30 protein-coding genes are annotated in these 24,734 nt (G+C 49.6%); 3 read left to right on the top strand and 27 right to left on the bottom strand.

Annotation, left to right across the window (positions count from 1 at the left end):
* Window positions 1-453: IS110 family transposase (locus ABID13_RS23235; RefSeq protein WP_354021264.1), on the top strand; the 453-nt coding region annotated here is incomplete at its 5' end.
* Complete coding sequence (locus tag ABID13_RS23230) at window positions 410-838, top strand: transposase (RefSeq protein WP_082174008.1); 429 nt, start codon at window positions 410-412, stop codon at window positions 836-838. The genes ABID13_RS23235 and ABID13_RS23230, both read left to right, overlap by 44 nt.
* Before the next feature lie 179 nt (window positions 839-1,017).
* On the opposite strand, the gene ABID13_RS23225 is transcribed toward ABID13_RS23230, so the two are convergent.
* The 12 genes from ABID13_RS23225 to ABID13_RS23170 all read right to left on the bottom strand — a co-directional run bounded on the left by ABID13_RS23225 (window position 1,018) and on the right by ABID13_RS23170 (window position 12,278).
* Window positions 1,018-1,548 (bottom strand): hypothetical protein, encoded by a 531-nt coding sequence (locus ABID13_RS23225; RefSeq protein ID WP_197092216.1) that lies wholly within the window; start codon window positions 1,546-1,548, stop codon window positions 1,018-1,020.
* Window positions 1,549-1,903: 355 nt separating this feature from the next.
* Window positions 1,904-2,161 (bottom strand): helix-turn-helix domain-containing protein, encoded by a 258-nt coding sequence (locus ABID13_RS23220; protein WP_045094335.1) that lies wholly within the window; start codon window positions 2,159-2,161, stop codon window positions 1,904-1,906.
* Between the two features lie 12 nt (window positions 2,162-2,173).
* The gene (locus ABID13_RS23215; protein WP_082174009.1) at window positions 2,174-3,982 is read right to left on the bottom strand and encodes a type IV secretory system conjugative DNA transfer family protein; all 1,809 of its coding nucleotides are present in this window, start codon (window positions 3,980-3,982) and stop codon (window positions 2,174-2,176) included.
* A 50-nt stretch (window positions 3,983-4,032) separates the two neighbouring features.
* Window positions 4,033-5,016 (bottom strand): DUF3991 and toprim domain-containing protein, encoded by a 984-nt coding sequence (locus tag ABID13_RS23210; RefSeq protein WP_048931088.1) that lies wholly within the window; start codon window positions 5,014-5,016, stop codon window positions 4,033-4,035.
* A gap of 13 nt (window positions 5,017-5,029) precedes the next feature.
* Complete coding sequence (gene mobP3, locus ABID13_RS23205) at window positions 5,030-7,951, bottom strand: MobP3 family relaxase (RefSeq protein ID WP_002571398.1); 2,922 nt, start codon at window positions 7,949-7,951, stop codon at window positions 5,030-5,032.
* Between the two features lie 368 nt (window positions 7,952-8,319).
* Window positions 8,320-8,454 (bottom strand): hypothetical protein, encoded by a 135-nt coding sequence (locus tag ABID13_RS23200; protein WP_276325553.1) that lies wholly within the window; start codon window positions 8,452-8,454, stop codon window positions 8,320-8,322.
* 88 nt (window positions 8,455-8,542) lie between these two features.
* On the bottom strand, window positions 8,543-9,034 hold the full coding sequence (locus ABID13_RS23195) for a CopG family ribbon-helix-helix protein (protein WP_048931090.1): 492 nt from the start codon (window positions 9,032-9,034) through the stop codon (window positions 8,543-8,545).
* Between the two features lie 273 nt (window positions 9,035-9,307).
* On the bottom strand, window positions 9,308-9,571 hold the full coding sequence (locus tag ABID13_RS23190) for a hypothetical protein (protein WP_048931091.1): 264 nt from the start codon (window positions 9,569-9,571) through the stop codon (window positions 9,308-9,310).
* Entirely contained in the window at window positions 9,568-9,843 is a 276-nt protein-coding gene (locus ABID13_RS23185) for a DUF6103 family protein (RefSeq protein ID WP_048931183.1), read from the bottom strand. The genes ABID13_RS23190 and ABID13_RS23185 overlap by 4 nt, the downstream gene beginning before the upstream one ends.
* 14 nt (window positions 9,844-9,857) lie before the next feature.
* Entirely contained in the window at window positions 9,858-10,811 is a 954-nt protein-coding gene (locus ABID13_RS23180; RefSeq protein WP_242849306.1) for a DUF6329 domain-containing protein, read from the bottom strand.
* A gap of 88 nt (window positions 10,812-10,899) precedes the next feature.
* On the bottom strand, window positions 10,900-11,178 hold the full coding sequence (locus ABID13_RS23175) for a DUF6809 family protein (RefSeq protein ID WP_048931092.1): 279 nt from the start codon (window positions 11,176-11,178) through the stop codon (window positions 10,900-10,902).
* Between the two features lie 95 nt (window positions 11,179-11,273).
* Window positions 11,274-12,278: a C40 family peptidase gene (locus tag ABID13_RS23170; RefSeq protein ID WP_048931093.1), complete on the bottom strand. Its 1,005-nt coding sequence runs from the start codon at window positions 12,276-12,278 to the stop codon at window positions 11,274-11,276.
* Between the two features lie 184 nt (window positions 12,279-12,462).
* On the opposite strand from ABID13_RS23170, the gene ABID13_RS23165 reads away from it, so the two are divergent.
* Window positions 12,463-12,837 carry a helix-turn-helix domain-containing protein gene (locus tag ABID13_RS23165; RefSeq protein ID WP_048931094.1) on the top strand — a complete coding sequence of 125 codons (375 nt, stop codon included), beginning with the start codon at window positions 12,463-12,465 and terminating at the stop codon, window positions 12,835-12,837.
* A gap of 41 nt (window positions 12,838-12,878) precedes the next feature.
* Here the strand turns inward: ABID13_RS23165 and ABID13_RS23160 are convergent, their stop codons facing one another.
* The 15 genes from ABID13_RS23160 to ABID13_RS23090 form a co-directional block, all read right to left on the bottom strand.
* Window positions 12,879-13,394, bottom strand: a complete 516-nt coding sequence (locus ABID13_RS23160) for a gamma-glutamylcyclotransferase family protein (protein ID WP_048931095.1) — start codon at window positions 13,392-13,394, stop codon at window positions 12,879-12,881.
* 13 nt (window positions 13,395-13,407) lie between these two features.
* The gene (locus ABID13_RS23155) at window positions 13,408-14,472 is read right to left on the bottom strand and encodes an amidoligase family protein (protein WP_048931096.1); all 1,065 of its coding nucleotides are present in this window, start codon (window positions 14,470-14,472) and stop codon (window positions 13,408-13,410) included.
* 16 nt (window positions 14,473-14,488) lie between these two features.
* Window positions 14,489-16,318 carry a VirB4 family type IV secretion system protein gene (locus ABID13_RS23150; protein WP_048931097.1) on the bottom strand — a complete coding sequence of 610 codons (1,830 nt, stop codon included), beginning with the start codon at window positions 16,316-16,318 and terminating at the stop codon, window positions 14,489-14,491.
* A gap of 84 nt (window positions 16,319-16,402) precedes the next feature.
* Entirely contained in the window at window positions 16,403-17,167 is a 765-nt protein-coding gene (locus tag ABID13_RS23145) for a Fic family protein (RefSeq protein ID WP_048931098.1), read from the bottom strand.
* A gap of 140 nt (window positions 17,168-17,307) precedes the next feature.
* On the bottom strand, window positions 17,308-17,910 hold the full coding sequence (locus ABID13_RS23140; RefSeq protein ID WP_048931099.1) for a hypothetical protein: 603 nt from the start codon (window positions 17,908-17,910) through the stop codon (window positions 17,308-17,310).
* A complete protein-coding gene (locus ABID13_RS23135; RefSeq protein ID WP_048931100.1) occupies window positions 17,907-18,167 on the bottom strand; it encodes a hypothetical protein in 261 nt (86 codons plus the stop codon). The genes ABID13_RS23140 and ABID13_RS23135 overlap by 4 nt, the downstream gene beginning before the upstream one ends.
* A gap of 10 nt (window positions 18,168-18,177) precedes the next feature.
* Window positions 18,178-18,690: a hypothetical protein gene (locus ABID13_RS23130; RefSeq protein WP_048931101.1), complete on the bottom strand. Its 513-nt coding sequence runs from the start codon at window positions 18,688-18,690 to the stop codon at window positions 18,178-18,180.
* Between the two features lie 22 nt (window positions 18,691-18,712).
* On the bottom strand, window positions 18,713-19,114 hold the full coding sequence (locus ABID13_RS23125; protein WP_048931185.1) for a DUF7768 domain-containing protein: 402 nt from the start codon (window positions 19,112-19,114) through the stop codon (window positions 18,713-18,715).
* Window positions 19,115-19,136: 22 nt separating this feature from the next.
* Window positions 19,137-20,039 carry a conjugal transfer protein TrbL family protein gene (locus tag ABID13_RS23120; protein ID WP_048931102.1) on the bottom strand — a complete coding sequence of 301 codons (903 nt, stop codon included), beginning with the start codon at window positions 20,037-20,039 and terminating at the stop codon, window positions 19,137-19,139.
* 77 nt (window positions 20,040-20,116) lie between these two features.
* On the bottom strand, window positions 20,117-20,479 hold the full coding sequence (locus ABID13_RS23115) for a hypothetical protein (RefSeq protein ID WP_048931103.1): 363 nt from the start codon (window positions 20,477-20,479) through the stop codon (window positions 20,117-20,119).
* A 23-nt stretch (window positions 20,480-20,502) separates the two neighbouring features.
* The gene (locus ABID13_RS23110) at window positions 20,503-20,874 is read right to left on the bottom strand and encodes a hypothetical protein (protein ID WP_242849308.1); all 372 of its coding nucleotides are present in this window, start codon (window positions 20,872-20,874) and stop codon (window positions 20,503-20,505) included.
* 370 nt (window positions 20,875-21,244) lie between these two features.
* The gene (locus tag ABID13_RS23105; protein WP_048931104.1) at window positions 21,245-21,832 is read right to left on the bottom strand and encodes a DUF4259 domain-containing protein; all 588 of its coding nucleotides are present in this window, start codon (window positions 21,830-21,832) and stop codon (window positions 21,245-21,247) included.
* Window positions 21,833-21,879: 47 nt separating this feature from the next.
* Window positions 21,880-22,218 (bottom strand): DUF3852 domain-containing protein, encoded by a 339-nt coding sequence (locus ABID13_RS23100; RefSeq protein WP_048931105.1) that lies wholly within the window; start codon window positions 22,216-22,218, stop codon window positions 21,880-21,882.
* 127 nt (window positions 22,219-22,345) lie between these two features.
* Window positions 22,346-24,133, bottom strand: coding sequence for a DUF8193 domain-containing protein (locus ABID13_RS23095; RefSeq protein ID WP_048931106.1), 1,788 nt, complete (start codon window positions 24,131-24,133; stop codon window positions 22,346-22,348).
* Window positions 24,099-24,716: a DUF6550 family protein gene (locus ABID13_RS23090; protein ID WP_045094356.1), complete on the bottom strand. Its 618-nt coding sequence runs from the start codon at window positions 24,714-24,716 to the stop codon at window positions 24,099-24,101. The genes ABID13_RS23095 and ABID13_RS23090 overlap by 35 nt, the downstream gene beginning before the upstream one ends.
* Between the last annotated feature and the right edge of the window lie 18 nt (window positions 24,717-24,734).

Raw genomic sequence — 24,734 nt, 5'->3', positions numbered from 1 at the left:
GATGCAGAATGGATTGCTGATCTGGTACGTCATGGGTTAGTAAAAGCAAGTTATATCCCAAATCGGGAACAGCGGGAATTGCGCGAAATGACCCGCTACCGCCAGGAGATGATTGAAGAACGTGCTCGTGAATTGAACCGAATCCAAGCTGTGTTAGAAGGTTGTAACATTAAATTAGGCAGTGTGATTACCGATATCAGTGGAAAAAGCGGAATGGCTATTTTAAAAGCGATCATATCCGGAGAAACAGATCCGATTGTTTTAAGTGAATTAGCAGAAGGGCGTGCCAGAAATAAACTTCAGGAAATGCGAAGAGCTCTGCAGGGACGAGTTTTAGAACATCAACAAAAAATGTTAGAACATCAGCTTGTGCATATGGAAAGTCTTACTTCTTTAATCTCAGATTTAGATGAAGATATTAAAAAAAACAGACACTATAAGTTGGGCTGTTGAGGCTTTGGATGGGATACCAGGAATCGGTAGACAAAGTGCAGAACGCATTCTTGCAGAAGCAGGGGTGGAAATGGAACATTTTCAAAATGAATCGCGGTTTAGTTCGTGGGCGGGTCTGGTACCGGAATGTAAAGAAAGCGCTGGTAAAAAGATGAGTAGTCGAATACGAAAAGGAAATAAATATTTGAAAGCATGTTTGGTAGAATGTGCCCGTGCTGCAATAAGAAAAAAACAAAGCTATTTCTATTCACGATACCAACGAATTGCTGCACGCAGAGGAGGGAAACGAGCGCTGATAGCCATAGCGCACACCATGCTAATAGCCATCTATCATATGCTAAAAGAAAAAGTTCCTTATTACGAAATTAGGTGCAGATTATTATAGTGTAAAGAATCAAGAGAAATTAATCAAGAGAAATCTTCGTTCGTTAGAAAAGTTAGGGGTAGATGTAATGATTCAGCCAAAATAACTTCTCCCTGCTATTATCATAGGAAAGTGAAAAGCCCGCCAAAAGGCGAGCTTATTAAGAATGCTTGTTTATAGGTTATCGCTGAATTACGTTTTCAGGACAGCCTCTTGTAGGCGGTCTGATACAGCTCTGTCATGGAAACGGTATGAAGATAACGCGGATCGTTCATGCGCCGGATTCTCTCACGCATTTCCTCAATATTTTCCTCCGAAGGATTGCTTTCGCAGGTTTCATGTGGTATCCTCTGTTTAGTTGAATTGTGAGGCGGCTGCCCTCCATCTGTGCCAACAGATGGGATGAGGGCGGTCGTTTTCTCATTATCCGTCATTGCGCTCACCGTATGGAATGATTCAGGGATGTTTCGTATACTGATGGAAAAAGGGGCAGCAGTGCCGCTTTTTCCGTCCAGCCATATGGGAAGGGAGCGCCATACATCATCGATACAGGTGACTTTCCGCGCACTGACGAATTTTTTCTTCATGAACCCAATGGAGTTCTCAATCGGGCCCTTGCTTTCTGGATCTGCCTTATTACACACCCAAGGCCGGATGTCCTGTTCCCTGTAGAAATCTTCAAAGACTCTGGTTCTGATGACTTCATCGTAGGTCTCACCGAAAGCAAACACGGCATCCTGATCAATGACTTCAGGCGGCCTCCAGGCTTGCAGAAGCACCGCCAGATTGCCTGACAGGCTTCCACAGAGTTGTATTTATGGTCCTATGCATAGACGCATAAAAAACGGCTGTAACACAGCAACAGGCAGATAAAGTGGAGCCGCTTTGCCTGAGAGAGGTTCACGCTATTCTAAATATTTTAATGGTTACTTCCCAGACACAGCTAAATCAACTACGGTTTGAAATGGCCTTATTCTTTTTCTGTTTTAATAATCTATCCCGTATTGGGATGTTCCCTTCATGCGCCACGGTGACGCATACCATAGGGCACCGGAAAAGGCAGAGTACCCCCTTGGCGTAATCCCATCATTTCAAAATGGTGTATAGTAAGCTACTCTTCCCTCCCTTTCTCCGAAAGCGCTGTTCTGTTTTAATAAATCCGGCTTTTTCTAAATCTGCAACCGCCCGTTGGATGGTCCTCCGCGAAAGATTCAGCTCCTCTGCGATGGTACTCATAGCAGGAAAACACTGGCCCTTTTTATCCGTCCGCTCTTTTAGATACATATACAACGAAATCGCGCGGTGTGGTAATTCCTCTGAGTAGACCGAATCGTAATACCCCACATACCTCCCCCCTTAGTCTGTTCGAAGTGGTTGTCTGGTTCCTGGGACAGTCGATCGATTTGGCATCGGCACGTGCGCCAGACCTCCGCCTGAAGTCCCCTCTATTCCTGACGGTTCATCAAAGTCTGCCTCCCCATCCCCATCAAATTGTCTTCGGATAATCTCCTGCTCCAGTTCCAGCCGGTCCGCATAGGACACCGGCCGCGCCACATGCTGTTCTACCTCATATTCTTCCTCAAATTCAATCCCCCATTTAAAAAATAAGCGCAGTTCTACCCGCATTGGATGACAACCGGTCTTCGCCAGGATAAAGTGTCCCTTTGGCAGCGACTTCAATTCATCCGGAGTCATGAGCGGACGTCCAATCATCTGCAGGCTCTGGCTGGGATCATGTTTTCCCCGGCTGATGGAGCCAGACAACACGGTTTTGTTGCCCAATGCCTTTGACAGAATCTCCGCACTTTCCGAGTTGGGTGCAAAACCACCAAATAAAACGCCCTGACAGTTATCCACGATAATTTCACTGCCATCTTTTCCATAGTTTTTCTGCAGCTGAGCGAAGCTTTGTATGATGGGTACCATACTGATCCGCCTGGAGCGCCCGGCTGAAAAAAGCATCTCCAAGGACTCAATCTTGGGAATGGTACCAATCTCATCTCCAAAAATCACCACACGGTTCGGAAGTTTCCCTCCATGCTCATCTGCAATGGACAGCATTTCCCGGTAAATCTGCTGTAAAAATAGGCTTACCATGAAATACTTTGTACTGTCTTCCTCCGGAAGCACAATAAAGATAGCTGACTTGGAATTGCAGAATGTCTCCGTATCCATCGTGCTGTCGAAACACAGGATCTGCTCCATCTCGGAATCCAGAAATGCGTTCAATCTGGACATAGCGGTGGAGAGGACCGAAGCCATGGCCTGTTCCGCTGTGTTAAGTGCCGCGCCGGCAAACCATTTTGCCTTGTGGTCGGCTGGCAGTTTCTGCATGAGCAGCTGGAACTGGTTCTTCCCTTTTACCGGTGACGGAGCCAACAGATCCTGGATTAATTTGAACACACTTACGATATGACGCTGTTCCTTAGGACAGTATTCGGAGATTAGTAAAATCACACTTGTCAGAAGCCCCTCCGCTGCGTCATAGAAAAATGCGTTCTGTCCATAACTGGAGGCATCTCCGCCTCCAGAACTAATGATGGTCTTGGCTGTGATCTTTGCATATTTCTCTGCCTTGGCTTTCACAGCCAGATTCTCCGGATTCTCTAAGTATAGATCCATGTATTTATTCACCATGCCGAGGATGTTATCGCCATCGGAACAGGTCGGATTGCGCAGATCCAGGATGGAAGTCTGATACCCATAATACTTCTGAGCTATTCCCGCGTAGTTGCGGAACAGATCTCCCTTGGTGTCCGTACACAGCCAGCTCATCCCGCTGGCACAGGCATACTCAATGCAGGGATATAAAAAGTTGGCAGTCTTACCAACACCAGCCGCGCCGATCATCAGGAGATGGATGTCACCGGAGTCAACCAAAGCCGTCACTCCGGTTCTGGAAAACAGCCCTCCGACTACGATTCCCTGTACCTTGGGCAGATGTTTTCCCTGCCGCCACAACGCCGGCTCATAGGGAACCTGTGTAAAGGTCCGTTTGATTTCTGCCTCGCTGGCAAATCTGGCCGTGCCATATTGGCCGTCCCCTACCGTCTTTGACTTAATCCCATTCAGAGAATAGTTGTTCGCAAGCAACGGGATCACCCCCATCAGGATAAACATCCCTGCGCCGGCACAAATGAGCAGCACCATCTGAATTGTTTCCATGATACCTCCTTTCTGGAACCGGGTACGATAGATGAAAGTTAGGAACTGACTCATTCCATTTTCAATAATTCCTGTTTCGTTTCCTGCTGATTCCCCGGAAGTTCTTCAGCTGGAATCGCAAGCTGCCCATGAAGGGCTTTTAAATCTTCATTCCAGTCCTTATACTGGGACAAATCCGTTTCCGTATCTCCATATCCCATTTCCAGAAGCTGTTTCTTGATCCGTTCTGCCGCTTTCATTCCTGGGATATCATGATCCAGACACAGCCGTATTTTTTTCATGTTCGGAAAATCCTGCAATAATTGAAAGATCGGCTTAGAGCCTACGCAGCACAGTGCAACATAGCTATGCTGCTTCCAGCCTTCTTTGTGTAGGGAAACATAGGAGAGTAAGTCAATAGGGGCTTCAAACACATAGAGCGTATCGCTGGTTCCTACCCACTGGAAGCTATACTTCGGATCACTGCTCGTTAAGTTTCCCCGGAAGCTCGAACCGTAGGTATAGATTCCTTTTTTGTGCGCGTGCCTGGCCACTCCCTCCTTATCTCTCCCGACAAAGATTGCATTATGGTACTGCCTCGTTCCGTCCTGAGAATCCTCCAGGCTTTCATACAGCAGGTCTGCCTTTGCAAAATCTGTTACGATCTGTTTGTCCAGATACCGCACCTTTAACAAGTAGGCAAAGGTCCGGCGCATATCACGATTCTTTGGCGGAAGCGAAAATGGTGCAGATGGTTCCTTCTCCTGTTTTTGACTCTGAATGTATGGAATCCCCTGTTCCCCGTCAAGCAGCATCGACACTGCATCCGGATACGTTTTCCCATAGAAGTATTTTACAAAATCAATGGCCAGCCCTCCTTTTTCTATCGCATGGTCATACCAAATGTTCCCTCTGACCGTGATGCTGTGGTCGCTGCTTAAACGTTTGTCCCTCCCGGATGGAAGCATTTTTTCTCCCTGGCGCTGTAAAAAGTCCACTAGGTCGATGGAATTCGCCCGCTCCTTTTGCTCTTCTGTGAAATAAACATATGACATATCCGATACCTCCTCATGATAGATTCTGACGCGGAGTTTCATCATCCGATTTATGCCCCATTGCCTTCTTTTTCTCCCGGATTCTACTACGGAGTTTTCCTTCCACCTGCATGGAGCTGCCTCCTGCTTTCCATTTTTCTTCTTCAAACATCTGTGCCAGGCGGTGCATGAGCCTTGTTGTCGCAAGAAAAACAGACGGCTCATAGAACGAATCCAAATGATCTAACAGAAACTGCGCATAGATATTTCCTTGGGCTGCCGATGCTTCTAAGTACGGAAGGGCTTTCTCCTTATTCCGCGGCACTTCATGTCCGCACAGGTACAGTTTTCCGAGGGCATATTGAGCATACTGATTTCCCTGTGAAGCAGACTGCTCCAGCCACTGGACGGCCTCTTTTACATCCGCTTCCACGTCCTCCCCCAGCAGGTAAAACCGTCCCAGACGGTATTCTGCAAACGCATTGTTCTGGGCAGCGGATTTTTTCAAGTAGGTGATTGCTGTCCTAATATCCTTTTCCACTTTTTCTCCGTCCAGATATAATTTTCCCAGAGAATACTGGGCGTACTGGTTATTTGCAGCGGCGGATTGCTTCAGCCACTTTATTGCAGCTTCCACATCTTTTTCTGTCTCTTCCCCCTGAAGGAATTGTTTGCCCAACTGGTAGGCTGCGTAGTCATGGCCTTGTTTTGCCGCTCTCGTAAACAGCTCCGTGGCTTTGGTAACATCTTTGGCAACGGCTTCGCCTGCCAGATAAATGTTTGCGAGAGCATACTGTGCTGACGCATGTTCTGCTTCTGCCGCTTTCTCAAGCCAGGCAACCGCCTGTTTCTGATCTCCTGTTCCATTTTCCAGCCAGAGCTTTCCCAATGCATACTGGGCATTCATATTTCCAAGCTGTGCGGCCCGTTCCCAGTATGCTTCCGCTACTCTATCATCCTTTACCGTACCGGTTCCTGTATGCAGCATCTGCCCCAGGCGGTACTGCAGCTTGTCATCATGGCTCTGCGCTTCCAGTCTGCAGAAACCGGAAAATGCCTGTTCAAAGCAACTTTCCGCATTTTCCACGTTAACGGCAACTCCAATTCCGTCCCGGTACATCTTTGCCATTTCATAACTGGCATAGGGATTTCCCTGCTCTGCGGACCTCTGATATAAGTTAAATGCTTGACTGTAGTTCTGTGTGACTCCCTGCCCCCGGTAATAGAGACCTCCAAGTGAATACTGGGCGTATTTGTGATCGGCCGACACTGCACGGGAAAACCACGCAACCGCTTTTTCATAATCCCTTACTGCTTTCCCGTCCCCGCCTTCTTCATCCGGCACTACAGGCAGCTCATATCCCAATCCAGCCGCATACATTTTTCCAATCCGGTACTGTAGATAGGGACGCTGCCTTTCCTCTGCACATTGCTCCGCTGCAACAAATGCAGTCAGCGCTTTCCCATACCATTCATGCGCTTTCGCGGGATCTGCTTCCCTTCCCAGGCCATCTGCATACATACGTCCCAGATCAAACATGGCAAGTGCATTTCCCTCTTCTGCCTCTCCCGAAAACAGACGGAAGGCTTCCTTAAAATCCGGCTCCTTCTCATCGCTTCCATAGAGACATTGACAGGCTACTTTATAGGTATCACTCCACTCTGCATGGAAATCTATATCATTGTCACCTGGAAGTTCATTGTCCTCCGGTTCATCTGCCGCATCTCTTCTTTCTGATTCTCCTCTTCGTTCATCTCCCGCTATGCTACCCATCTCGGTTACCGCTCTATCGATCCATATATCAGTCTCTTCTGCAGATGATTCTTCCAACAAAAAATGGTGACTCCCGATCTTCATTGCCTCGGTAATCACCATATTTTTAATCCGTTTCAGTTCTTTTTGCTGGGAGAGTGGTGCCAGCGGTATTGGCTGATCAGAATAGGTCTGCCAGATTTTCTCCCGGGCGGTTCCCCATGACTGATACAGTTCCTTGATATGGGGTTCCTGTTCCAGCTCATCCACGATTCGGTCCACCATCTGTTTCAAGTCTGCTTTCAGATACCCGTACACCTTTTTTCCATTTGTTCTCTGCAACCGCTTGGACAGCCGATGTATCTGTTTTTCTATTTTCTGATTCTGACAGGTTCCTGACTGGATTTCCTGAATCAGCCGCTTCACGGTCTGTTCTGCTTCTTTCTTGAGTCCTTCGCGGGCTGCATTCTGCACTCCATAGAGATTAGCAAAGTCCTGGCGGAAAATATCGTGAGCCAGCTCGGAGCGCATCGCTTCAATCGCAGGCTCGGTCAGGAATCCGTCATGATCTTTTGCAGAATACACCATCACATGGACGTGCGGGTGGTAGCTCTCATTGTGGAATGCAGCGTACCATCTCAGGTTCTCGCTGTCTATTTTCATCTGCTTACAGAACATCGCCCGCTTCGACCGCAGCAGCTCCATCCATTGCTTTCCGGAATCATAGCCCAACCGCGCCGCGTCCTCTCTTTTTAAACTGACCACATGCGTCCACACCGGCCCCTTATGTGCTTTCACCTCCTCCTGCACTCTGGCAATCACCACCGGCTTCCCTGCATCTGTGAACAGTCCATGCTCTCCGATCCGCTCCACATGGGGACGGTTGGCCAGATAGTCCACATAGTTTTCCCGTTTCGACAACAGATCCAGATTCCATTCCAGGGCCGTGGAAATAAATTCAGAGGCGTTTCGTCTGGTTGGATGAAGCCGGTAATCTTCATATTCCAGCATCGCCCTTGCCTTCGGCAGATCACGAAGCAGCTGTACAATCAGCTTCTTCTGCGCCGCGGTTGCGGGCAAGTGCCCCTTGCTCTCATCAATCTTTTCCACACCCTCTCTGGTTCCGATGTACTTGACATAGTTCCCAAGCTGCTCCGGCGGGGCATCCCGCAGATAGCGGCTGGTAAAAATAATTTTAGGCATGGAGTTCTCCCTCCATCATCCTTCCTCTCTGGGTGGACAATAAAAAATCAGTAACTGAAATCCATGTTTTATAGTGGTTTCATCTTCCGTTTCATAATAATCACAATCCACATAAAAATCATTAGAGATAAATGCTTTCACATTCTCTTCCAGCAACCAGCTCTTCCAGGTCTTAAAGTTTATAACACTAAATGAAGGTACATATCATCATGGTGCTGATTTAACATTCATTCAGATACTCCGTGCAGAGAAATTTCGAGACTTTTCCAGCTCCAATCCTTTTTCATTTCTCATATGAGCTTTCCCAGAGTAATATCCTCTACTGCTGTCCTCACTTTCCCACACGGTCATTCCATCTTCACTCGTACTCAAATAACTTGTACTGGATCCGCGTCTCGTTTTAACATTTTCTGTTCTGCCTCATCGGTCGTCTCCCTGTGCTCCTGCAAGGCCAGTTCCGTCAGGTCACGAACTGCATCTTCCATAATTTGTTCTTTTCCCATGTTATACTCCTTTTTGACACACCATAAATAAAATAAGGGCGGTTGTCCATACGCAAGATTCATAAATCGTTTTGGCTACTCTTGTACTCTATACTTCACGTTTTTGATATTTGTATGCATCTTCAAACTCAACCGCCCCATTGACTTTCTTCACCTCATCCACGCATTTCAGATGTAGCTTTTTCAGGGCATCCTCATCTACCTCATGGGAATAGGCAATCACATGAGCCAGTTTGGAAATCTCCACTGCAAGCTTAAAATCCATACGCGCCAGACGGTTTTCACTGTCATGTACGGTACTGGTGAGCACGGAGGATAAGGACTGGAGCAGATAGTTTTCTGCCTTTTTAGAATTCAAAAATCCAATATAAAATTTAACCGCTTCTGCCACAAACTCATTACGGGAACGAGCTCCTACATAGCTCACCATCTCATCTGCCCGCTCTACCAGCTCTTTCTCCATATAAACGCCTATACGCTGTTTCTTTGCCCTGCCCGCCAATGCCTTCCCTCCTTCGGTATTCATAAAAAAGCCCGCAATCGGCGTTTTCTTTGCATCTTTTGGCTCTACCAGCACCACTTTCTTCTCTCCCTGCCAATAAAGTATTCAAACCAGAATCCCCGGACGGCTTTGCCGGCCGGTGTTTTCCGGGGGTGTGCTGCGAAAGCAGCATAACCCCTTTAACCTGCACCACTTTCGACCCAACCAGTCCTGCTTCTGCCTGTCCGTATAACCTCCGGTCACAAAGGCCCAACAAGGCCGTCATTCCTGCCAGGGGTATCCCAATCCCACTCTGCCTGTCAAAGCGGCACAAACGGCCAAATACAGGCTCACGTTTCCGGAATAGGCGCTCTATCCCATCATGCCAGGCAGCCGCAGTTCCATCTCCGGCTCGCAAATCTCCACTTCCGACAGGTCAAACTCGGAAAGCGGGTATAATTCATGGGGAAAATCCCCCAAACCCTGAGCCTGCAGATAGGCTTCATTGCTGGCATTAACCCCAAGATCACTCTCATCTCCTGTCTGGCAAGCATATACCTGCTCTACACTACCATCTTCAAACCGGAGATACATTCCCTCGGTAATCTCATTGCCATGCTTATCCTGATATCTCATACACTGGCCGCCTGGCCCATCTCCTGGCCTGTCTGACTTCTCACATGGCTCTCTTCCGCCTGCCTCCTCGGCCTGGCCGGCTTTGCCGCTCCTTCCCTGGCAAGCTTGTCATCCAGGTACTCCCGGGTGGCCTGCGGCACATATTTCTCATACATCTTCTGCAGGTAATCGCTCAGCTCCTCCTTCAGATCCGCTTCCTTTTTGCCCATGTGATAGGTCAGGGCATCCAGACGCTCCGTGTTGAAGGTCAGTGTCAATGTGGTATTTTTCATCCAGACTTCCCCTTTCATGTATTCTTTAACTGCGGGCTTACCGGCTCCTCCTCCGGTTCATTCACCCATGTTTCATATTCCTGTACGCTGCAATAGCCTCCCAGCATAGCGGAAAACGCATCCAGACGGCTGGGCTTCACCCCGGACAGATCCATCTGCAATCCATAAAATCCCTGATACACCCGCTCCACTTTTGCATTCAGGACATCGGCCCAGGCTCTCTTTCCCGCTTCAGTCAACGTTCCCGTATCCAGTTCAACGATGGTGTGTGGCTCGTTTTCTATCTCCTCATGTATCAGATGGACATTCTCCCAACAGGAGAACAGTAAGTCCCTCAACCTTACACAGCCGGATTCATCCATCCCCTTAACAGGCGCGGTGTCATCTTCAGTCTCTTCCTGCGGTTTTACCTCATAGTTCGGGCAACAGTTCAAATAATAGTACACAGCAAAATGGTCCTCTCCAATATCGACATGTGCCACCTCCGGCCGTTCTGCCATCATGTCTGCCAGAAGTTCCTGTAAAAACAGGCTGCCGGAAACCTCCAGACCAGACTGCTCTTCTATCTCAACAAAGCTCGTGATCCAGTTCCCCTCCGTTGTCTTCTCCGCTCCTTCGGCCACCATCCCATGTACCACTTGGGACAGCAGACCCACAAATTTCGATAAGGCGGGATATTCCAGTAATGTCACATCCGGCACGAAAGATGCATACCTGGCATAGGAACTTCCTTCCGACTCCACCAGCACACCATCCCGATGACCTTCACCAGTGACAAGCAGACTGTGATACACACCGCTCTTCCCATCCATATACATCAGCTCCGAGTGCTTTTCAATAAATGCATAATCTACACAGGGCCTTCTTAAAAACTGCTCATATTCTTTGGCCGGCAGGCGTATCACCTTTGTAATCTCCGTCTCCCGCAGCCGGAAATCCGGCTTGCGCTCAAATATTGCCTGTATCAACCAATCCCTCCTCTGTCCATATTCTCAATCAGAACAGGCCGCCATGCTGTTACCTATAGCGTCCCTGTTCCGATTCTTATTCTGTTTTTTACAGGCCGACCGCCATAATCAGACGCATGGCATCCCGAAAGCCGTTCATATACAACTCCCGGCATTCCGTCTCGGATATACAGAACTTGTCAATCAATTGATTGTCCAGCCATTCCCGGTCCTCCTCTGACAGGGTGTGCAGGATCCGGTCCATCCTGGCCACATACTCTTTCATCTCCAGGTCATAGGTCTTGGACCGGCTCATCCCAAACTCATCCCGGATTTCCTGAACGCGCTTCACCATCAGTTCTTCTGCCTGCTCTGCAAGCTCTCTCATTCTCTCTCACCTCCTTGCACCAGCCAACATATCCTATGGCCGACCACAAGTCGATACCTAAAACCACCAAAGATTTTCGTGGAATCCAATCAAACCTAAGCGGCGGGAAGTCTACCAAATGCATAAAAATGGCTGCGCCAATAGCTGGAATCAATGTTCGCGTAACCAACGGGATCCCCGCAGTGCAGCATTTGGTTCCCGCCAACATACAGGCCGACATGACTAACTGGTGTGGACGAAGCATAGGTCTTTGTGAAAAACACAAGATCCCCCGGCTTCGCTTCCTCCCTTGGAATCACAGTGCACTGGTCAAAGATTCCCTGGGCCGATGTCCGCGGCAGCTGGTACGCCCCGGACTGGGTATAAATCCAACAGATGTAACCGCTGCAGTCAAAGGAAGTCTGAGGGCTTGAACCTCCCCACCGGTAAGGAAAACCAATGTACTTGCTTGCCTCCGCAAACAGTGCTTGGTAGCTGCCGTCTCCCATAGCGGCCCCGGCCATCATCCCTCCCGGAACAGCCGGCCCATAGACTGCAACCGTGTAGATTCTCTGGGCATTTGCCTCCTGCTCTGCCCCGATTTCCAAGCCCAGGCGCTGCCTGATGTTGGCATACACAGTACTAAGGTCTGTGATAGGGATGGCCGCCGTGTAGGAATCCCCGTCCTCATCTTCCCGCTCCTCATACTCCACAAAGCAGTCCACAAATTCTTTCTGTGCCAGAAGTGACGGCTGTGCGTTGCCAAAGTACATGGCATAAAAAACAGCTTTGATCCGTTTCGTATCCAGTTCCCCATCTTCCACATGGTCGATCCCTGCGATCAAATCCTCCAGGGAAGTGAAGCTGGTCCGCATGTCCACAATATACTTCCGGTATTCTTCAGGCACCTGGCTGGAAATAACCCCGTCCCGGAACACCAGGTCAACCGCAGACACGTTGTGGGAGCTGGTCCCGTCCATAATGCTTAACAGCATAATGGTCACTAAAACAAACGGAACTAAAACCGCCGCCACAATCGAGGCGAGCACATTTTTCCCCCGTTTATCCGCCGCCACAGCTACTGCCGCCTTGACAGCAAGAAGCGCCGCTGGAGCTGCCATATCGTTTCTCTCCTTTCTCTGCTCTATTTTTTTCCTTCCTATTTTTCCTTCGCTTTAAGATGGCAGGGATTAGACTGGCGCGCTCCTTCCATGTGTCGCTATATCTGTCCCCTATTATTCACTATATCGGCATTTATTCAATCGATTGGCACGCTTTATATGCACAATAAAGTAGGTTAAACTGTTGATATCGTGTATGAAACGGGGTGAACATATGACTGAACACAACGCAAAGGAAATCGGCCTGCGCATCCGCCGCCAGAGGGAAGCCCTTGGCTACAGCCGGGAACGGCTGGCTGAGCTTTCCGAAATATCCAATTCCTTTCTTTCCGATATCGAGCGCGGTGACCGGGGTTTTTCCGTTGCATTGCTGGGAAGGCTCTCCCGTGTACTGGGGCTCTCCGCCGACTATATACTGTTTGGAACCGAACAGGTTACCGATGTCAGCGCCATCACAGACATGCTTTCCGGCCTGGATGGGAAGTATCTTCCGGAACTTAAAGAGCTTCTGGGAGCCTATCTTAAAACGATTACAATTGCTGAAAAACAGGATGATTAACGCACAAAGCTGCCGCGGTATGAGCAGCTTTTTTGCTTGCCTTATAAATGAAAACCGTCCAGATCATGAAAACGTTGCTGTTGATACTGGGACTCCTCCTGCTTCATCATCTCCTCTGTCCGCTCCAGGGCATGTTCCAGCACAGCCGTATCGAATCCGGCTGTTTGGTATCCCTCCTCAATCACCTTGTAATAAGATTCCGAAGGCATCCCGAGAAAGCGCACGTCATTCATCACGTAGACCATGGCGGAGATACGTTTTCCTTCCAGCTCTACATCCATCATCTCCTTCCGGTACAGATGGGGCCAGCCCTCATACCGGTCCAATGCCGCCTCATCGAGAGCCTCAATCTTCCATAACAGAACCGGAACACTCGCCCCTTCCTTCGGCTCCACCGTAGCCACACCGCGGAATAACAGCTCGTAATTTTTGATCTCACTGCTTCCCACCACCTTTGCAGTCGGGCAGCGCCGCTCCATCTGGGGGAGATTTAAGTTGCTGCCATAAGCAATGTACAGCCGCTCCTGTGTTGCTTTTTTCCCTGTCCTTCTTGCCATCTCTGCTTCTCCTTTACATTCCTGTCATCATAGAAAAGGCCGGGGACTGTGCCTCGGCCTCTATGTGCATGTTCTCTTCCTGTTCATTGGTTTCTAATTCTACTGTCGGGACTTCCCTCTCCTCTCGCATCTGCAATTCCTTTTCCCGTTTCATTCTAAGCCGCTCCTTCTGCGCCTCGGCCTGGGCCGGATCCTTCCAGGCAATGCAGCCATCCAGATGTTTCAGCAGGTGAAGCCGCGCTGTCTTAAACTCATCCCCGTTTAGTCCCAACCGTAACAGCCAGGTTCGGAACGTATATTTCTCATTGGTCGTCTGCGTTTTCCTCCGGCTGGCGCTGGTCTGGTTGAGAGCCTGGGCCCCGATAGCCAGGCAGAGCTGGATGTAAGCCTTGATTTTGCCTGCATGAGTGGTCCCATTAAACAGCCGAAACTCAACGGTCCCTTTCTGGAACACACTATGCAGGTTCAGACAATGATAACGGCTGTTATCATAATGTTCCCGCTGGCGGCTGGCTCCGTTGTACCAGATCTGCCTCACTTCCTCCAATGTCCCCGGTTTCTTCTGATTGAGTTCCTCCAGAAACCGCTCCTCCACCGGCTTACACCAGCGATTCTGCCTGGTTACCGATACCTGTAACGCCTTATAGATCAGGTCTTCCTTCGCCGCCATGATATTGGTGATGTTGCGGAGGGTCCTTGCATCAAACGGAGAGGCATCGATATGCACATGGATCCCACAGCTGGAATTCGCCAGGGCTCCTGCCTCCCGCAGCTTCCGCACCAATTCCTGTATGGTCTCGATATCCTCATACCGGCAGATCGGGCTTACCATCTCAGTTTTATAGCTGTCACTGGCTGCTACACGGCTCTTTCCTTCTTTTCTCTCCGGTTTAATGCTGGCGTCACTCATGAACTTCCATTCCCTGCCCTGGGGATCCAGCGCAACATAGGTGTCGTAATAAGTCCCTTCATAGTAGGACTGGGTGCCAAAATAGGCGGCTGCGATCTCCGCCCCACTTTTCCTGGCAATCCCTGTCAGCTCAATCTCAATCCCAAACCGCTGCTGTTTCATGTCCATGGAACCACCTCCCGGCTCATCGTCCGCCTGCCTTTCCAAACAGCTTTGCCTTATAATCCGGTACCGTCACCATCAGGTTGTAACGCTCATTCCCGCATTTATAGAGACACACACCGCGCTGGGGATAGCGAATCAGGCTGAATTCGCTTGCTTCCAACTGCAGGGTATCCGTATAAAACTTCTCATCCACAGCCCCCGCATTGAACAGGAACTGGTGGGTGGGAATGGAGAACAGCGGCTTGGTATATTCCCGAATCCCCTCAATATTAAAATCCTCCAGGTTCTGGCTGGCCAGAATCACAGAGGAGTTCTTCTTTCTCACGCGTTTCATGAAGTTTCGGACATATTCGACCGCCGTCAGATTGGAGAGGAACAGGTAAAATTCATCCAGTCCTGCCACCGTATCGCCTACGGTCAGAAGTCGGTTGCTCATGAAGGACAACGTATTAAACAACAGGGCATCACGGAGATTCCTGCTGGCCTGCAGGACCCCTTTTACGCCGAAAGTGACGAAGCTGGAATCCGTGATATTGGTATGGCCGTTGAAAAACTTTGCCTCCGGTCCCCTGCACATGGAGTGGAGCCCCAGGAGAATGTTCTGCAACAGTTCCGCGGTATACAGCTGCCGCTCCCCGCTGTCAACCCCTTTGTATTCCGCCTCAATGAACTCGTACAGTTCGGAAAGGGTGGGATAATCTTTGGAGCCCAGCCTCTGAAAATCCGTCTCATCCGTAAGCCCGCACTTGGCGTAGAGGCGCTGAACCATAATCTCAATCACGTCAATCTCCCGGTCTGTAAAGTCCTTATAGGAACGGAAGAAATCTTTTAAAAAGCTGATATGCTGACTTATCCGGCTCCGGATCCGGAAGGTTTCCGGTGCATCCGGGTCCTCCGGGCCCTCTCCTTCATCCCATACCTTTGGTTCCAGGGGATTAATCAAAAAACGGCCGCCCATCAGATCGATGAAACAGCCGCCAAGATTGTTGGTCAGTTCTTCATATTCTGTTTCCGGATCCAGGCATATCACATTCAGCCCGGCCTCCCGCAGGTTGCACAGGATCAGCTTTAACAGATAGGATTTTCCCTGGCCGCTGTTACCCAGGATGAGAATGGAACCGTTGGTCTTATCATCTGCCCTCTGGTTAAAATCCACCAGGATGTTACTCCCGAACTTATCCCGGCCCACATAAAAGCCATGGGGATCCGTCTTCCCGCTGTAATTAAAGGGATAGAGGTTTGCCACACTGCTGGCCGGCAAGACCCGCTCAAACTGATCCCGGAACACATTTCTCCCGCTTGGCATCACACACTGAAAGCCCTGCTGCTGGCGCAGAAGGAGCCGGTCTACGTTCAGTTTTGAACGGATCAGTTCGGTCATCACCTCGGTCTGTAACAGCTTCAGGCGGTCGTATTCATTGGCAGTCAGTTCCATGTAAACAGCCGTATGCAGGAGCGGTTCCCGGTTTCGGTGGGTCCTTGCCACAATCATCGCCACATCCTGGAGATTGCTCTCTGCCTGGACCGTCTGCTGTAAGTCATTGGTACTGGACTGGTTCAGCCGGTTCTTACTGGCGGCATTGCTGATGATTTTCCGCTCCTCCGCCGCGCTGACATGGCGGGTATAAATCTTTAAGGTGACCCCATCCTTTTCCCCCAGCCGCTTTAAGATTGCCTGCTCCTCCGTGGAAGTCGGGTACTCCCTCAGCGCCCAGACACAGCGGTATGTGTTGCCGCAGATGAAATAGTCAGTTTCAAACTTGATGACGGAGGGCGCAATCATGTCCAGAAATTCCTGGATGCGCACATCGTCCTTTTCCGCCTCCGGGGCGTTTTTTGCATGTTTCAACGTTCTCCCTCCTTGATTTTGGCGCAAAAAAAGCGCCGGACACATCTCTGCATCCGGCGTCATGCCGTATTTGTTCTTCTGTTTTTACATCTTTGGATTCTGCTGTATGTCCTGCGAAGGCTCCATCATGCCCAGGTAGCGGTCCAGCTGCTGGTCGGTCAAATCTGCAACCATTTCCGCAAACGGGACCAAATTGCCCTCTACCGCATAGGCTTCCAGGGCATTGAAATAATCCAGCCGGCTCTCTTTTGCGATAGACACGGCAGGGAATCCGTTTGCTAAAAGCTGATAGTTCATAATCAGGCGCGAGGTCCTCCCATTGCCATCCGGGAAAGGATGGATTCGCACAAACTCAGCGTGGGTCCATGCCGCCAGCTCAATGGGGTTCATTTCTTTCCCCTTCCATGTGAGGTCGGCATAAAAATCTTTGACCTGCCGGTACATCTCACCAGGTGATGGCGGGGTATGCTGCGCTCCGGAAATGTACACGTCTACGTTCCGGTAAATCCCTCCCACAAAAATATTCTCCATCAACAGTGCATGGATTTCCTTAATGATTTTTTCATCCAAAGGCTGTTCCTTTGCGATACACTCCTTCACATAGCGGTATGCCTTCTGGTGGTTGACAGTCTCATAAATCTCCCTCAGCCTCTTCCCGCCTATGGTAATCCCATCCTCTAAAAGCACCTTTGTCTCCATGAGGGTCAGGGTATTTCCCTCAATAGCGGTAGAGTTATGGGTATATTCTATCTCAAACGCCTGCTCGTAGGACTGCAGCGTCAGCTCCGGGATGGACGCCCTGCCAGACTGGTATAAATCCCTTTTTCTCAATAATTCCGGGTAATTCAAGCAATCCACTCCTTCCTTTTCATAATGATTGCATCTTTTTTACAGTATACCACAGTTTGATTAAATCGTAACCACCAATTTACTGTTCCCATCAAGGCTGGCTTTACAATTCCTATTGAAGTTTCTTCAGCCTCCTGCATTTAATCATCCGGAATGATCCACCGAGCCCCGTCAAAATCCTCGAACTTCTCACTAGTCACGTTCTGCTCATAATACACCGCTAGAATCCGTTTGATATCTTCCTCATCCGCCCGCCTGGAATCAAATCCTTGTTCCTTCAGGGACTTTTCAATGCGGTCCAGATACGAAAACACATCCTTTCCCTTCTGGTTCCGAAGACGGATCAGGATTAAAAATTCACGGGCCGTTGCCATCTGTACCTGAATCCGGTCTAAGAAAATCTGATCCCGCTCCAGCAACTGGCGGATGACCGGATTGCGTTCTTCTTCCGCCCGCCTGCGCAGAAATCCCTTGTTCTCCTCAAAATTCTCCCGGCTGTTTAAGCACAGCATCTCAATCTCAGCCACACCCTTGAGCACATTCATCAGGGCATACACCCTTGCCCCTACACTGGATTCTGACAGGACTGACAGGTTGGTGGGCCGGATCATGAAATACACCAGCTCATCCCCGTCATAGGTCTCTAAGCTATATTCCGTAATCCTCCGGGTGTTCATCAGCTGCCTGGTGGAGAGCCTCTGTTTGGCTGTTGTCTTTCCCTCCCGTTTCCCATTTCTGCTCATCTGGTCATCCTCCATTCAAAAAATTGCTGCCTGAAAAAATAAGCACAGGCATAGCTGATAAAATCCAGGATACTGGTATCCTCAAAACGGATGGTTAAAAAGGCATAGGCGGCCGTAATCAGCGCCGGGATAATCACCCCGGTCTGGACAGCCACAAGCACAGAAAACAAAACTCCCACCCCAATCACAGTCAGATCCCGAAGCTGCCACAGCCACATGACAGCCCTTGCCTTCAAATGTTCCGGGTAAATATACATCCTCCCCCTCCTACAGTTCCATGGACATACCGGACCTCTGGTCCTGTCCACATTCCATTTCGTTTGTAAATTCCTGATGCATGGCCGCCAGTTCCGCCTTAATCTGCCCTAGCTTATCAAGCACCTCCCGGCCAGTCTTCTGGGCCTCGATGGATGTTTTCAAGTCCATCCCCTGGTCCAGGTTCACATAGAAACTGCCGGCCAGTTCCCGCTCCGCCCTGCTTACAATCCGGATAGCCCGTTCATAAAGGGACGGCGTCTCCTTCATGGTTTTCTTCGGGTCTCCCATCTGATACACGCCTCTTCGCAGACGGCAGTAACCGCTTCCGTCCGTATTCGCCAGCCGCCAGAGGGCCGAAGATATGACCGTTGCGCGCATCGGCTCCCCCATCACGGCATGGCCTTTACAGTTTTCCATCACATAATCATAGATTTCCGACATGGGATGCTCATCCCCATCCCGCAATAACGCCTTAATGTAATACAGTGCCATCTCTGTGTTGGTATGAAAATATAAGTGCAAGAACTCCACCTCCTTCCCGCGGTTACATCCCAAGCTGAACATTCTTCTGGTGCGATTGGCTGGTTTCCAGCCCTTCCCTTATGCCTTTCCCCAGCTCCTGAACCGTTTGATTCCCCATGATCTCACATACAGGGATCCGGCGCACCGGAATCCCCCTGGCTTTGGCATACGCTGTTTCCCGCTTCATTCCTGCCGACATCCGGTCACCGCATATCCAAAGTTCCTCACACCGCTCCAATATATCCAGCCCAAGACGGATTCCTATTTCCCGTTCTTCCGGCACGGAATCATTCAGTATCTGGGGATATAACAGGTGCGGAGCCAGAGGAACCGCTCCCTGTCTGATGGCATAACCGCATGCCTGCCTTGCAAATGCCGTATTATCTTCTGTATTCCCCGCATAAGGGGAACAGATATAAATCATCCTGCTCTCCAATCAGTTCCTCCTATTTCGCCGCTGCCTGTACAATGGTCCTAGTCAGGTTTACCGCGCTTTGGGCCGTATACACACTGCTCATCAGGTTTGCCCTAGTACTGGTATCCAATCCAAACTGTCCGGCAATCCTTGGTACCTCCCCCGCCGCCAGCATAATCCCCAGGCCCAGAAGGGCGTTCTTACTTAGCACCATCAGACCGGCAGTCAGCATCGTGGCCTGCAAAAAAGCAGTCAGACAGATACCGATTACCTGCTTACACCAGCTCGTAAAGCCATCCATATATCCCCTTGGAACACTGAACAGGTACAGACTTCCCACAGCAATCTGAATCAGCAGAATCCCTCCCCGTTTCAGGTTGGCAAAGAATACTTTAATCGTGGAATACCCCATCATAAACAGGATAAAAATCATCAGGATCGGATTTGTGATCGTATTGATTCCTCCGAATACCCCGCTGACCATTGCATCCTGCAGGGTACCCGAATTCGCCAGGCTGTCAATGATGTTCCCTGCCATGGAACCGAAATCACCACCCAGCCCGGTGATTCCTCTAGTAAGCTCTCCCTGGAGGGACACACTGAATTTGTAAAGTTCTACCGGTACAACGGTAAAAAGACCGGCCGCCATAAAACCTTTTAATGCATTCAGCGCTGTATCACGGACGCTTCCCCTGCCGCTCTGGTATTCAATGGCACATTCAAATACCGCTACTACAAGTCCAACCACATAGAGCACCCAGGCAAGCTGTGAGAAAAACAGGACTATCGCCTGGATCCAGTCCAGTTCGAACAGCTCTGCCCCCATCTGCCCCATGAGCGAGAAAAAATTTCCCAGAAACCCAATCATCTGGCCATAGATCCAGTCCACGATCTGGCCGAGGACCGTATCCGCTACAAAGTCCCAGATAAACATCGAACCATCACCTCTTTCTTACTGTTAATCTCAAAATTCCCGGTTTCCTTGCTGAACAGGCTGGACGTCTATCATCCTTACCACAAGCAGATGCTCCGGATGGACACTGTTTTCACATCCAGTGCTCCAATGCAGAACAGCGTGAACTCACCACCGACCAGTCCCCGACTGTTTTCGTTTCCACTGTGTTCATAACACTCAATCTTGACTTCCAGATTCCCGGCATACTGATAATCCCAGCAGATCTGCCACATAAACGGTGTTTCTAAAAATGTCATATCCAGTACGTGATCCGGATAGAGGGATGCCCCTATCACTTTTCCATCTGCAATAACAGACACCCGGGAGTACCGGAGCGTTGCGTAATCCTCCGGCAGATAACGTTCATTGGATTCCCTCATTGTGTCATAATACGCCAAGTATTCGTTTAATGATTTCATAGGCAGCGCCCCTCCTGCCTGTGTTACATCTGAAGTCCGTCCTGCATATGCAGGTTTTCTTCTCTGTCCTTCCATGCTTCAATCTCATCCATCATTTTGAATACGTTCGGATTAGGACGGTACAACATGCTCCCGCTTTCATCAATCTCCGTCACACGTTTTCCCTCCAGATACAGCTGCAGCAATCCCTTCTCTAATCCTTTTACCTCAAATCCCATTTTCTCAGCCACGGCTGAAATGTCTTTAAAAAAGCGGCTCTCTTCTCTTGTTTCTGATGGCGACTGTTCTTTATATCCAGACATACTCCCAATGATGGAACACAGATGATCCGCCCACTCTTTATCCATGTCCCAATCATCTGCCAGTTCCCTGATAACCGATTGGACCTCTTTCACCTGGTCTGCTGCCTCCGCACCTTGTGCGGAAACCATTTTGCTCGCATAGCGGTATAGTCCATTCACAGCGGCAATTTTCTATTCCTCTGATAGCCGATTCGCCCTTCCTGTCCGGACTGCACGCTGCAGCATTTTGTCAAACTGCACTTCGCGATCCTTTCGATCACTTAAATCCCAATATGCCTCCATCTCCCCGATCATTTTCTTCAGCCGTCCGATACTCTCATCCCCTTGAGTTTCCCGGTCAATTTTGATCATGGCTGCGTATTGGGTCAAATGCTTAATGCACGTTACATCAGTAACTTATCCTGTTTGTCATTTGAAACCATATCTTTCTCCTGATTTTCTGCCATCGACATCCCATTGTGCCTCACAGTCCAAGTTGATTCTGTAAAGGCCGTTCCGCCTCTCTGCTATTTTCCATTTCCTGATCCTCTGGACTTTGTAATGGAATCAGCTCTATTACGGCTTCTGAAGGTTCGAGAAGTATATCCAGACGGCTGACCAGTTCCGCCATATGTTCCTGCCAACCAATCCAATTCTTTTCTTCAAACCAGCCGCCCCATTTCTCGCCATTTTCAGCCTGGAATATTGCATGTTTCTTTACATTCAGAAGCGTATCAAATATATAGTTCCGAATCCACTGAATAGTATCCCTATGTGCTGTAAATGAAGTAATCGAATCAAATTTGTGATCCTCTTTCCCCCATTCCCCATCATAGTCCAGACTCTTCACTTTCCCGTTCACAAACTTCAACATCAGTTCCGCCAGCGCCATCACACTGGTGTGGGATCCTGCCGTTTCTACTTCCGGAGGGGCGTTCCATGAATCCTGTTTCAAGGCTTCCAACAAAGCTTCAAGTTCCAGTTTACCATCTTCCGGAAGACTCTCCCTAATAAATTCTACCGCATCCAGACCTTCATCCGACTCAAATGCCGTGATTCCCCAACATCCCATTCATCTTCCTCCGTATTCTTATTCCAAACAAAATCATATTTCACTTCTTAGATTCCAACAATCTGCCACACATACATCGGTGCAAACAGGCTGAAAACCAATCCTGCAAACAAAATGGCAGCCGGAGCCCACTCAATCTGACCGTGTTTCCGGTAGTCCATATAGGCAGTCGCCACCTTGACAAAGAACAACACCGCCAATACCAGATCGATTGCCGGGAACACCACGTTGTTGACCACCGTCTTGATCTGGGATGAGGCTGCTTTCCAGGTGCCTTCCACTGCGCCTGCTACATTCCCGGTGTTAGAGGCAAAAGCTGTCATGCCAAACATAGTGGTCAGAAGTACTACAACAATCAGTGCAATCATCCATTTATACTTTTCCATATAGCTCTCCTCTCATACCGATGAAACGAACGCTTCACGAGCGCTTCATCACATACAGCAAAAGCCGCAGAAATCCTGCGGCCTTCACTTCATTTACCTATTTTTCTGTTCTTAAACAACCGTTATCCTACCTCGGTTTTTGAGGCGAAATGTGCCAATCCTGCCAAAGATTCCCTTGCACCCGGACCGAATCCGTCAGATTCATAGATAGCATCCCGGCCGGCGTCCAGCAGTCAGTCAGCCAGGTATAGGGTGTATAGCTGCCATCGGGATACCAGATTGGCAAAAAATGGGTTCTTCGTTCATAGGTGCTGAATGGGTTCTCCTCAAATTCAAACCGGGTCTGATATCCCCGCCCCATCCGTTCCAGTACACGCCAGTAGCTCTGATAATCAAATTCCGGGAAGTAGGTGATGGCGTTCTGGGCTTCTGTCACCGCATGACTTTGATTGGTGCTCACCCCTGCTGTCACTGTCTCCTGGATGCCATAACCGGACTTCAGTGTGTTTCCGGAAGCGGTCGGGGATTTCTCATCCGGGTAGATTTCCATCTCAGCTGATAGTCTGGCCTGGTAACGGTCATAATCAAATTTCCACCAGCCGTGATCGCACCAAAATCCCTCGTCATCATCGTCTCCGCTGTGCCAGACCCAGTAAGAATACCACCATGGCCTCCACACACCCCAATCCGCTCTTGTCACCTGTTCCCGGACTGAAACTGATGGGATGGTAAAACCGTCATTCCGGTCATCCGCGTTGGGATCCGGGGGCGGATTCTTATTCAAGTCTACGATATTTGCTGTAATCGTGTTTTTGTCGGTCCTTCCCCCGCCAGAAACCGTGACATGTATGGTCATGGTCTGCGGTGTGGAAGGGGTGGTCCATCGAATCCAGGCAATCTGGCTGTCTCCCTCTGGATAGTAAACGTGATCCACACGCATCGCCTTTCCGGCCACCCGGAAGGTAACGGAAACCGGATGATCCGGATCCGACTGGCCTCCCCTTACCGTCACTGCGGTGATAACTTCCGTATTCACCCGGTACTCATAATCAAAGGCGTCAATAGCCGGCGGCGTGGTTATCTCATTAAAGCGTACAATTCCCAGCCCCAGGGACGCGATGATTTCCTGGTTGGAACGCACACCGGACTTTGGCCCATTCCAGACAGGATATCCTAAATCCGCGGTCTCTAAGAACATGGATAGCGGCAGATTTTGAAAACCAATCGTGGGAAGCATCGCACGTACCGCACCATTTCCCGCCTGGTCATATAGAGCAGCTTCTGTTGCTGTCATTGCTATATTGGTTCCCTGAAACACAACATAGGCAATGGGTTCCAGCAACAGTTTGTATTTGCCGTTTGTCAGCACTTCAAAGTCTATTCCTGTCAGGTTTGCAATACTACGGATGACCTGCTCGTCTGTAAAATAGTTTTTAATCGCCTCTATGCTGGCCTCGCCAAGACTCTGTGAACTAATGATCCGCGGAAGGGACTGTCCCGGATTCACAAATGTATAAGTCTCGCTGCTTGCATTCAATGCAGTTCCCTTGTTATAGGACAGCTTGCTAACCTTTCCAAAATGCAGCTGGATATTGGTCGGCCTTTTGTTTGTAAAGTCAATGGGCTGTGTCACTGGGGTCCTGGTTTCCGCCAGGATGACTGTCACTCTTACCCCTTCCATGCCAGGAGTCCACTTGTTCTGTGAAGTTCCCTGTCCCATGGACCCACCTCCGCCATCCAGATTTCCTTCTCCGACTGCGTATACGGTGAGAGGGCATATAAGCATCAACACCATTGTCAGCACAGCCAGTCTTTTTGTCACATTCCCGCACATCCTCAAAGAAAAAACACCGCCGAAGCGGTGTCTCATCACGATACTTTTAATCCATAATGCCAATCTTATTCCCATTCTCATACATATCCTCAGCTACCGTTCCCTGCCCTTCTCCGATCTCATCAATCCAGCCAAAAACAGGTACATAAATCTTCCCATTTTGTGTAGTTCCATACTGCGGCTCCCCTGCCTGTGTGGGCACCTCGTTTGGCTGCACAACCTCTTCATGGGGTATGGCCTCGGGAGTTCCTTCCACGGACTCTCCATCCGGCTTTTGGGCAGGATTCTTTAACACTTCTTCAGGCGGAGCAGTTGGTTTTACTGGAGCTGGCTGCACGGCCTGTTCCGTCCGGTCCGTCTGTGCCGGCAGAGCCGCTGTTGGCTCCGTTGTCCCTGTCCCGGAAGGTTCCGTTTCCGGTTCGGTCCTCACTACGATATCCGGTTTGGTTGGCTCTGTTTCTTCCTCTGTTGTTACCACTTCCGTTGTCTCTGCCGGCATGACCGCTACTGTTACCGCTTCCGTCTGTTTTGTCTGCTCCTCCGTCTGGTTGCTTCCCTGTGTCTCACCTCTGAATTGGCTGCCGATTGCTGCAATCAATACAGCTCCCACAACCACGCAACCAAGGACAGCCAGCCGCCGTTTCATCCGCTCATTCAATTTCATTGATTACGCCCCTTGTAC

The organism is Enterocloster citroniae (assembly GCF_040545455.1).
GTDB classification, from domain to species: domain Bacteria; phylum Bacillota; class Clostridia; order Lachnospirales; family Lachnospiraceae; genus Enterocloster; species Enterocloster citroniae.
The sequence above is the reverse complement of the archived record's forward strand: the minus strand, read 5'-3'. Positions and strand labels throughout refer to the sequence as shown.